Annotated in this window: 11 protein-coding genes; 5 read left to right on the top strand and 6 right to left on the bottom strand. The window is 41.6% G+C overall.

The window, feature by feature from the left end; genetic code table 11:
• Positions 1–97 precede the first annotated feature (97 nt).
• The 3 genes from V6C21_RS04050 to V6C21_RS04040 all read left to right on the top strand — a co-directional run bounded on the left by V6C21_RS04050 (position 98) and on the right by V6C21_RS04040 (position 2465).
• Positions 98–637, top strand: coding sequence for an extracellular solute-binding protein (locus tag V6C21_RS04050; RefSeq protein ID WP_479268396.1), 540 nt, complete (start codon positions 98–100; stop codon positions 635–637).
• 78 nt (positions 638–715) lie between these two features.
• A complete protein-coding gene (locus tag V6C21_RS04045) occupies positions 716–1618 on the top strand; it encodes a carbohydrate ABC transporter permease (protein WP_479268395.1) in 903 nt (300 codons plus the stop codon).
• A gap of 13 nt (positions 1619–1631) precedes the next feature.
• On the top strand, positions 1632–2465 hold the full coding sequence (locus V6C21_RS04040; RefSeq protein WP_045085402.1) for a carbohydrate ABC transporter permease: 834 nt from the start codon (positions 1632–1634) through the stop codon (positions 2463–2465).
• Between the two features lie 321 nt (positions 2466–2786).
• Here the strand turns inward: V6C21_RS04040 and V6C21_RS04035 are convergent, their stop codons facing one another.
• The 6 genes from V6C21_RS04035 to V6C21_RS04010 all read right to left on the bottom strand — a co-directional run bounded on the left by V6C21_RS04035 (position 2787) and on the right by V6C21_RS04010 (position 8751).
• Positions 2787–3920 (bottom strand): DUF362 domain-containing protein, encoded by a 1134-nt coding sequence (locus V6C21_RS04035; protein ID WP_479268394.1) that lies wholly within the window; start codon positions 3918–3920, stop codon positions 2787–2789.
• 275 nt (positions 3921–4195) lie between these two features.
• A complete protein-coding gene (locus tag V6C21_RS04030; protein ID WP_479268393.1) occupies positions 4196–5635 on the bottom strand; it encodes a sensor histidine kinase in 1440 nt (479 codons plus the stop codon).
• A gap of 18 nt (positions 5636–5653) precedes the next feature.
• Entirely contained in the window at positions 5654–6373 is a 720-nt protein-coding gene (locus V6C21_RS04025; protein WP_479268392.1) for a response regulator transcription factor, read from the bottom strand.
• A 133-nt stretch (positions 6374–6506) separates the two neighbouring features.
• Positions 6507–7295, bottom strand: coding sequence for a lantibiotic immunity ABC transporter MutG family permease subunit (locus tag V6C21_RS04020; protein ID WP_034839246.1), 789 nt, complete (start codon positions 7293–7295; stop codon positions 6507–6509).
• On the bottom strand, positions 7295–8053 hold the full coding sequence (locus V6C21_RS04015; protein WP_084228710.1) for a lantibiotic immunity ABC transporter MutE/EpiE family permease subunit: 759 nt from the start codon (positions 8051–8053) through the stop codon (positions 7295–7297). The genes V6C21_RS04020 and V6C21_RS04015 overlap by 1 nt, the downstream gene beginning before the upstream one ends.
• Positions 8050–8751, bottom strand: a complete 702-nt coding sequence (locus tag V6C21_RS04010) for a lantibiotic protection ABC transporter ATP-binding protein (RefSeq protein WP_479268391.1) — start codon at positions 8749–8751, stop codon at positions 8050–8052. Before V6C21_RS04010 ends, V6C21_RS04015 begins: the two co-directional genes overlap by 4 nt.
• Before the next feature lie 642 nt (positions 8752–9393).
• On the opposite strand from V6C21_RS04010, the gene V6C21_RS04005 reads away from it, so the two are divergent.
• Complete coding sequence (locus V6C21_RS04005) at positions 9394–10230, top strand: pyridoxamine kinase (RefSeq protein ID WP_034839239.1); 837 nt, start codon at positions 9394–9396, stop codon at positions 10228–10230.
• 102 nt (positions 10231–10332) lie between these two features.
• Positions 10333–10512, top strand: a complete 180-nt coding sequence (locus V6C21_RS04000; protein WP_479268390.1) for a hypothetical protein — start codon at positions 10333–10335, stop codon at positions 10510–10512.
• Positions 10513–10616 lie beyond the last annotated feature (104 nt).

Raw genomic sequence — 10616 nt, 5'->3', positions numbered from 1 at the left:
TACCAAGCGCTATATGAGCATGATACATCTTGAGGCCCTGGATGTCATGACTGATTCACAGGTAACTGCTGGCTAGGTGATGACTACCAAGCGGGTTATGAATTTGCGAAAAATTCTTGACGGTACCGGTTCCACCGACGCTGACACTATCTTCACAACAGGCAAGGCTGCTATGAGAATTCAGGGCAGCTGGTTCGCCGGCAACTGCTACGCGGATGACTCAACGGTTAAAGGCAAAGTCGACGCGCTGCCCGTTCCGCTCGTAAACGGCGGCAAAGGCGACGAGACAAACTTCTGCGGCGGTTTCACAGAGTCATTCCTTATCAACAGCAACACAAAGCATCCGAAAGAAGCTTATGAATTCATGAAATACATAAACCGCACGATGGGCAAATATGTTGCTCAGGACAGCCTCGGCTTTGACGGTTGGAAAGACGACGTTGATACAAGCAACTGGAATGACATTTGGAAGCAGATTGCCGATATGACATCTAAGTGCAAAGTAAGCACTCTCGCTTGGGATACCTTCCTTGACAGCGCAAAGACAAACGCCCATCAGCAAGACGTTTTGGCACTGTTCGTCAACAAGATTACTCCTGAGGATTTTGTTAAGAATGAGAATGCTTCTTGGGAATAACTCTCAAACAAATATATAATGAGTAATATTATGAGAAGCTATCATTTTAAAGGTGATAGCTTCTCATTATAAATCAGGGTGATTTTATTGAACAAACTAATGTATAAAAAACGCTCAATATCTGTTTTTATCTTGCCATCACTGCTTTTTTATACGCTGATTATCGTTATACCCATTTTTGTCAGCGCTTATCTGGGCCTTTTCAAATGGAGCGGCATCGGCGCCATGCAGTTTATAGGACTTCAGAACTACAAAAAGCTGCTGTTCTCCGATGAAATCTTCAGACATTCGATAACTAACTCCTTGATTCTGGCGGGGGCGTCTGTTTTCATCCAGCTCCCCATTGCGTTTATCCTCGCGCTTATATTGTCTAGCGGCGTAAGATTTGAAAAGTTCTTCAGAATGGTCTATTTCATTCCGGTAATCCTCTCGAGTATGGTTATTGCCCAGCTATGGCTTAGGATATTTGACTCAAACTACGGCCTTGTGAATGCACTCCTTAGAGCCGTCGGGCTCGGGCAGTACGCACAGCCGTGGTTAGCCAACACAAACACCGCCTTTACCTGCACCGTTATTCCTGCAATATGGCAGTACATCGGCCAATATATACTCATCATGTACTCCGGGCTTAAGGCAATACCTGACGAGATACACGAGGCCGCAAAAATCGACGGTGCAAATAAGTGGCAGATGACAACAAGGATTACAATCCCGCTGCTTTCCCCTGTTATTAAGGTCTGCATCATCTTTGCGATGACAGGTTCGTTCAAGTCGTTCGACCTTGTCTTCGCGATGACCAACGGCGGCCCGTTCCATTCGTCAGAGCTTCCGTCAACGGTCATGTACACAAACCTCTTCAGCGCGGGCGCTTATGGATACGGCAGCGCACAGGCAGTCTTTATCGTTATCGAATGCTTAATTGCCACTTTGATAATTCAGCTGCTGTTTAAAAAATCGGAAGCTGAAGTTTCGGCGGTATAAGGGGTGGTTCGCAATGAAGAAAAAAACAAAACCCTCTCAGGTCATCTTAATTATCGTTCTATTTATAATTGCGCTGATTCAGATATTCCCGCTGTTTTGGCTTATTGAGTTTTCACTGAAAAGCAACGCCGAGATTTTCAGCACAAACCCGCTCGGCTTGCCTAAGGCTTTTAGATGGAGTAACTACACTCAGGCGCTCTTTTCCGGCGGACTTTTAAACTACTTCATAAACAGCGTGTTTTACGTCACGGTCACTATCGTTGTCGCAGGTTTGCTAAGCTCTATGTCGGCTTACGCAATTGCAAGGCTGAACTGGAAACTTAACGGCTTTTCCTACACTTTTTTCGCACTTGGCATAATGATTCCTCTGCAGGCGGTTCTCCTCCCGCTGTTCTTAGTGCTTAATCACTTAAAACTTTTGAACACATATTGGGCGCTGCTTATTCCCTACATAACGTTTGCAATTCCTATGAGCATAATGATCCTCTGCGGATTTTATACCTCGATACCGAGAGATATTGAAGAAGCGGCGTTCATGGACGGCTGCAACATCTATCAGGTGTTTTTCAGAATCATTCTTCCCATCGTCAAGCCCGCAATCGCTACTGTTTCAATATTCACTTTTTTGGGTACATGGAATGAGCTTATGTTCGCGAATACCTTTGTCAACAGCGCACATTACCGCACGCTGCCGGTAGGTATCTATTCATTCGCCGGCGAGTTCTCAACAAACTGGGGCGTTATCGGTGCCGGAATGGTTATCGCAACAATACCTACCCTCATAATTTACTTCTTCTTGAGCGACCAAGTACAGTCAAGTATCGTAGTCGGAGCTGTAAAAGGTTAATGCCTGTTTTTCTAATACTTAAGTTTTTTAAAACTTAGCAAGTTACTGAACCTCCATATACAATAAGCGCCCTGCTTTGCGCTATAAGCAGGGCGCTAATTTTTCGTATTAAGCCTTTTACGGCAGCTCAAACTGATTTTTATGAAAGCCAATCACGCCGCCGCTTCTGAGCTAAAACGGAATGGTAAAGCGGCTGCCGCCGGCTTTCTGCGCCTGAGCCGAAAAGCAGGCTATCAGCTTTTCGCGCGTCGCCCGCTTTGAGGTAATCTCAATCTTCGTATCTGGTATAAAATCCTATGTATTTTTTATTTGGCTCCCAGTTTATTTAACTACAATCAGTTCATAGTCCCGCGTACCCAAACCGATTCTCTCCGCGTGCTCCAAACAGGAACGCCATTCGGATTCTGGCGTGGAGTTGATGAAGTGGTCATGATGGTCAACAAAGTCTGGCTTAGACATATTGTCGGTTAGATGGCTTCCCGGAAGTGGTGTAGCTTTCAAACAGGCGTCTGCACAAGCTTGATCCAATGCCAACGGGTCAAAGGATGCAAACATACCCAAATCAGGCAAAATAGGCACGTCATTTTCTCCATGGCAGTCGCAGTAGGGTGACACATCCACTACCAGGGAAATATGGAAGCAAGGACGGCCGTCCACCACAGCCTTGGCGTATTCTGCCATACGACAGTTTAACTGCTCGACGGCAGCATCGTTATCGAATGAGATAGCATCAAAATTACACGAACCAATGCAACGGCCACAGCCCACGCAATTTTCCCTATTGACCGTCATCTTTTTATGTACTGTATCAAATTCTAAAGCACTGTTGGCACACTCGCTCTGACACTTGCGGCAGCCCCGGCACAAACGCTGATCGATATTCGCCTTGCCATTACTGTGCTGTTCCTTTTTTCCTGCGCGGGAGCCGCAGCCCATGCCTATGTTTTTGATTGCTCCGCCAAAACCAGTCAGCTCATGCCCTTTGAAATGAGTCAGACTGATAAACACGTCCGCATCCATAATAGCACGGCCGATTTTGGCTTCCTTTACATATTGTCCTCCCTTTACAGGTACCGCGATATCATCAGTGCCTTTTAGTCCATCCCCGATCAGAATAGGACATCCTACCGTCAACGGTGTAAAGCCGTTTTCCCATGCACACTCCAAATGCTCAAGGGCATTTTTTCGCTTTCCAGGATACAGAGTATTGCAGTCGGTCAAAAAAGGCTTACCGCCCAGCTCCTTTACAACATCAACCACAGCCTTAGCATAATTAGGACGAAGGTAGCTGATATTTCCCAGCTCACCAAAATTCATCTTGATAGCAACGAACTTGCCATCCATATCTATCTGACCGATACCGGCTTTTTTTATGAGTTTCTTAAGTTTTGTAGGCAGTCCATCTCCGAAAGGCACTGTACGAAAATCTGTAAAATAAACCTTTGCTTTTTCCATTTATTGCTTGCCTCTCCTATTGAAATTATTGTTCCAAGCTGACAACACAGCTTCGAAAAACCGATAAATAACTCCTGTTTTGTCAGCAATCACCGATATCTATTCTATCACACTTAGAATAGTTCTAAAAGACTTTTTCGAGAGTCGGAAAGAGTAACAGTTGATTAAACAATATTTCGAGATATTGGTTTTACATCTATCCTATCTCATCAGCACGTTCATGCTCTTGTTAGGTATATTATACCACTGTTTTTTTGACACATCGAACTACACTATTAAAAATTATTACTAAACACTTTATGCTGGAATGTCACACAGGCCCCACCAGACTCCGTATTGCTTAACTTAATTGACCCATCAAGCTGCTCTAATAACTGCTTGACGATAAAAAGTCCCAAGCCGGAATGTCCGTCTTTGCTTCTACGAGCTTCATCCCCCCGATAGAATTTATCAAAAGCCTTTTCCAAATCTTTTTTGCTGAAACCACTGCCGGAGTCGCATATTTCGTAAAATATGTTTTCCTTTTCAGCTTTTACAGATATGTCAATCCTGCCGCCTGTTGGAGTGTATTGGAGACTGTTGGATACGATATTATCAAGAATACGTTCAAGCTTATCTTTATCAATGAAAATTGATGTTTTGGTTTCACCTTGCACATTTAATGTAATGGTAATTCCCTTTTGCTTTGCCTGTAATTCGTATTGATGTACCTTTTGTTCAAGAAATTCAGATAATTTGACAGGAACAAGCTGCAATTGCACATCGGCTCTTTCCAAATCCATGGTATATTGCATTTGCTGCACGAGATTGGAGCATTTTTCTGCATTACCTTTTATGATCTTAAGATACTTACTCAATTTTTCACCGCTGTCAATATTGGTATCAATCAACGCTTCAGAATATCCCCTTATAATAGACAGTGGAGCTTTTAAATCATGAGCCAGTGCTTCAACCATCTCCACTCGTTCCTGTTCCATTTTCCATTGTGCGGATAATGATTTTTTTAATTCATCTTTCATTTCGGAAAAAGCAACGCAAAGTTTGCCAAGCTCATTGTCGGAATGATAGTCAATTTCAAAATCCAAGTCTTTTTCTTTAATTTTCCGGGAGGCATCCATCAATAATTGCAATGGCCTATTTATATTGTTTACGAAAATCCTCGAAAACAACATAGTAAAGCCAATGATGTAGAGAAAAGGAGAAATTAAGGCAACGATTAGAACGGCAATCACCCACCAGCCACGGACTCCCACATATGAAATTTTCAACTGGTATAGGAGAGCGACCGCACCTAAAACCTTTCCATTATCATCAATAATGGGAACAGTGTGTATATAGTAATTCTGCTTCTTAATAGTAGTATTTAGCCGGCTATAAAGCTCGGATTTATCATTAAAGATTTTTTCATGGCTCGTTCCGTACAGTAAATTACCTTCATTGTCCATAACTTGATAGTATATGCCATTACCGTTAATTGTTCTTTGCAGTGCCTCTTCCCCTGACTGCAAGAGCAGGGCAGTATTTTTATCACGGATATAAGCATCAATATCAGGTATTTGTCTCTCATAATAGTTTGCAGGATAGATACTCTTGTACTGGGCTTTAACATATAAAACAGCAGCCAAGGCATAGGTTATAGCCGTTGCAGTTATGCTAGCAATAACGATCCAAGCAAATGCAAGCCTAAATTGGGTTACGAGCGATCGGTTTTTCATTTTTGTTTCCTCTCTTTCTCAAATCTTATTCCACTTGTACCCGATGCCCCAAACCGTAGAAATGTACTCAACAGATGGCGTAATGGCAGCGAACTTCGCCCGTATCTTTTTTATGTGCTCTACCACTGTCGCCGAATCTCCCTCCGAATCATATCCCCACACCTTTTCGTAAATATGTTCCCGCGAAAACACTTGTCCCGCATGAAGCGCCAACAGTTCAACGATATCGTATTCGCGTTTAGTCAGCGCAATAGGCTCATTATTTATCTTTACAGTACGTTCTCTCATATCGAGGCTGAGTTCTCCAAAATATAGTTTAGTGCGCTTGTTTTCCGCGTTGATATATTGCGACCGCTTTTCCCGCCGCAGATTTGCTTCTATTCTCGCCATGAGTTCCCGCAGTCCGAAGGGTTTTACCACATAATCATCCCCGCCAAGAGTTAACCCTTTGATTTTATCGGCCTCCGATTGTTTTGCACTCAAAAAAATTATGGGGCACAATACGTCATCTCTGATTGCACGGCAAACATCAAATCCATTGACTTCGGGCATCATAATGTCCAATATGATAAGATCAGGCTGGCATTTAGACAGTTTTATACCTTCTTGACCATCGTATGCCACCAGCACTTCATGCCCCCTCGCCTTCAGTTCATCCTCAAGAAGCATAACAAGTTCCTTTTCATCATCAATTATCAGTATTTTACTCAATCTATCAACTCCATTCAATTTCTTCATCGGTAGAGTACCAATACGGCTACCCTTATAGTATTTATTTACTTTATTTATAAATCAAGATGGTAATATTATTAGTACTCCTATCCAAAGTGCTTGAAGAAGTGTAATCATCTAAAATGTACCAGCGATTTATTTAGTCATAGGATTTTCTTCCTTCCCACCTGTTAAACCAAACGATTCCCCCTATTAATGCTGCAACAAGGCATAGCGTTGACACAGTAAAACCCATCGCCAACTGTTTTAACACAAAACCCGATGAAATAACTTCTGGTGGATATTGCATATCCTCCGTAAACTGTAAGTACGCTCCAGGTAGTATTCCCAACCTTACAGGCCATGTCCAGGGTATAAACTGCCATATTTTATCCCCAAGGCTCGTTGCCCCCAGTAAAGCAGCCATCAGCAAGCCACCGATACCAATTCCGATGGATGCGCCCATTCCCCATCTAAAACTTGCCCATAAATGCAAAGCTAATAGTGGAACCGCCCCTATAATAGCAAGTATGGATGCAGCAATGTAAATTGGCCAGCCAATAGAAACGCCGAGGAATACATCTAAACCAACCCCAAGTGCAACAGTTGCAATTAAGGTGTTAGCTGTCAAGGTTAGAACCAATAGAATGAATTTTGCCCCATATAATCCATATCTGGAAACGTTGCTGCTTAGAAGGCCGTTAAAATTGCCAGCGAGTTCTTCTTGATGCACTATTAAGCCGGACAGGATTCCTATGCTTAATGGAATAACACACACTGTCCACACTTCAAAAAAGCCTTGAAAAACCAATGTTTGAGTATTTTTATCGATACCTCTTAAAGCGAAATATCCAATAATTAGCGCCGCATAAACTACGGGCATACAAAACGCAAGCAATCTTATGGCTGTCCGTTTTGTTTTCAACCATTCTGCGTATAATATTCTCATTATTTCACCTCTTTTTTGTTAAACCATACTGCAGTTATAAAAGCAAGGATTATCAAAGATACAATTGAAATTATAATACCTTGTGGTATTACCGAAGCATCCAGCAACGGGCTTGTTGATTCCAAAAGTGTCCCATTAGGATGGACCCCTATTATAGGACACATTAGCCTTATAGGCCAACTCCATGGTACATATATCCAGTATGATTTTGGTGCAGCGATGACACCTGCGATTAAGCCCAAGAAACCCATTGCTATGCTTGCAAATGTGCCTTTCCATGTAGCTATCCATAATTGCAGTGGTATTATGGCAAGTGACACACCCCATGCTGTAAGGCTGGCGGCAAAAATTTTAAACCATGGAATACAGCCGCCTCCTGTAATAAGCCCCGATATAACAGTGGCACCAATTAGGACTAATGTGGATATCAGCGTATGGCAGCCCATAATAATTACTTTCGCAATCCATAAATGAGCCGGTGAAATATCTCGTACTCGAAGGCTTCTATAGTTACCCGCCTTTTTCTCCTGTGATTCCGTCAAAGCAGCGAATAAAGCCAAACCCATCGGAATAAATACAACAGGCCACCAATTGAATACCAAGTCAAGAATAAGCTGCCATGGCCTAAGATAGTTTTCAGGCATAAACAGTTTTTGAGGCAATGCAACGATTATAAAAAAAATAGGCGCAAGCAGTATTAAACGTCTTGTAAAAGTTCTTTTATACTTAAGGAATTCTGACTGCAATATATTTATCATTGCTCTTCCACCCCATTTACTACTTCCATAAATAACGTTTCAAGATTTTCGGTAGGATTTATCCCACCTTGATATTTAAGCTCTCCCCCGCTTATAATTCCGATATGGTCTACAATTTGGGAAACCTCTGATAATATGTGACTTGAAAGTATAACTGTAATCCCTTTTTCATGTAAAGAGCGGATCAATTCTCTTAGTTTTTGAATTCCAATAGGATCAAGCCCGTTTGCAGGCTCATCAAGAATCAAAAGCTCTGGATTGCCAAGCAATGCTATTGCAATCCCCAACCTTTGCTTCATTCCCATTGAAAAATGTGATACTTGTTTTTTATCCACATCCTTTAGCTCAACTATTTCAAGAACTTCATAGATGCGTTCTTTTGGAAGGCCAATTAATTTTGCGTGCACTAAAAGATTTTCATAGGCCGTTAGATTTCCATACAAAGCCGGCGACTCTATGAGTACTCCCATTCGTCTTAGATGCTTACGCTCCCAACGTCCTCCAAAAGCTATTATTTCACCTGCACTAGGGTACAGCAACCCTGTTATAATCTTTAAAGTCGTCGACTTTCCTGCCCCATTCGGCCCAAGGAGTCCATATATAGAGCCTCTTGGTATTTGAAGCGAAACATCATTTACAGCAAGCTGCTTGCCGTAATATTTTTTAAGACACCTAGTTTCAAGTATTAATTCTGCCATCTTGTATCATCCTTTCAAATAAAGTATCATTCTCTTTGCGATTTAAACTTTAACAGCCAATTATAAAGAAACTATAAAGGGGCAAAAAATTATTTTAGATGTATTTTTAATTTCAAAGTTTTTTTCGTAGCTCACAATATATAGCGTTTTCGCATAAAAAAACGCCGCACTCCTTATATTTTCAAGGGTTGCGGCTTTATTGTCGAATTTATACACGCTATTTACACGCTAAAGCAGAAACACTTATATAGTGCCTTTGTCAATTATTTTTCGTATAAAAAAACCTGCAATACAAAGAATTTTTCCGAATGAGATCTAAATCTCCTTTGTATTGCAGTCATTTCGCACTTATCGGCGAGCATGGATCTTCTTGCGCCAACCTTTTTCGCTTGAGGGATAGTTTGAGCCGGTGAAATAAGAAAACATCTTAACTCTTGTCAATATCATTAAGGCTAATAATAGTAATCTGTTGGTAATTAAATTACAATTAATTGACTGACGCTGCAAATTAGGCTATTATGATATAGAACGCCAAATACTGTGCTTAATCTTTAAGGCCTTAAGCGAAGAAAGAAATTAAGATGATTTCAGCGTTTAGCTTCTGAAAATGCTGAATATAACATAGGAAATAGGAGAGTAAATATGGCTTATAAAAGAGTACTTACAATTCAAGACATATCTTGTGTCGGACAATGTTCGCTTACCGTTGCGCTTCCGATTATATCCGCCTGCGGCATGGAAACCTGTATATTGCCTTCAGCCGTTCTTTCAACACATACCGGCGGATTCCATGACTACACTTTCCGCGATCTTACTGACGATATGCCAGCTATCCAAAATCATTGGATAAAAGAAAAAATCTACTTTGATGCAATTTACACCGGCTACCTTGGGAGCAAAAAGCAGATTGCATATGTTAAAGATATAATGAAAACGACCGGAAAGCCTGGTTGTATCCGTATTGTCGATCCCGCTATGGCTGACAACGGCAAATTGTATCCGGGATTTGATATGTCATTTGTTCAAGAAATGAAAACTCTTTGTGCGGAAGCTGATATTATACTTCCAAACATTACTGAAGCTTGCCTGTTAACCGGAATGGAATTTCGCACGGAATATGATGAAAGCTACATTAATAAATTACTGCAGGAACTTTCCGGGCTGGGAGCAAACAAAATTGTCTTGACCGGCGTTGGTTATCGCCCAGACACCACCGGCGTAACCGTTTTTGAAAAAGGTAAAGCTTCCTATTATGAACACAGGCGCATAGCAACGGGATGTCACGGAACAGGTGATGTTTACGCCTCTGCCTTTGTCGGTGCATTGATGAATGGTTTTAATACATTTGAAGCTGCGAAAATTGCGGCAGATTATACGGTTCTTTGTATAGAAAAAACGCAGGGCGATGAAACGCATTGGTATGGGGTAAAGTTTGAATTAGCATTGCCCGAACTTATGAAAATGATTTTGGGAAAGTGATTGATATATAAAAAGAATATACAGAATTAACGGATTTAAGAAAAATCTTTATGTACCTAAGGCAATCTAAGATTGAAAGATGTTAAACTCTACATTAAATAGATGCTTGATGCAGAGATGGGCAAGCGTCTGGGATTTGAAAATTCCGATGGCCGGAAACAGCTCTGGCAACAGCTAAAACGGCTATGGAACAAAGACAATCTCAGCGATTACGTGTATGTGACCCTCCAAAACACAAAAACAGCCATGAAGGGAAACCCTGATCCGCCCCTGTCAATGTAGACCAGGGAAATAATTAAAACATGGTTATTGAATAGCTACTGCCAAATGGTGGTAGCTCTTTTTATGCAGCAAACTTTGCCTTGTACTTCAGAATCCGTTTGTTC

The organism is [Clostridium] cellulosi, assembly GCF_036762875.1.
Classification (GTDB): Bacteria; Bacillota; Clostridia; order Oscillospirales; family Ethanoligenentaceae; genus Ruminiclostridium_D; species Ruminiclostridium_D cellulosi.
The sequence above is the reverse complement of the archived record's forward strand: the minus strand, read 5'-3'. Positions and strand labels throughout refer to the sequence as shown.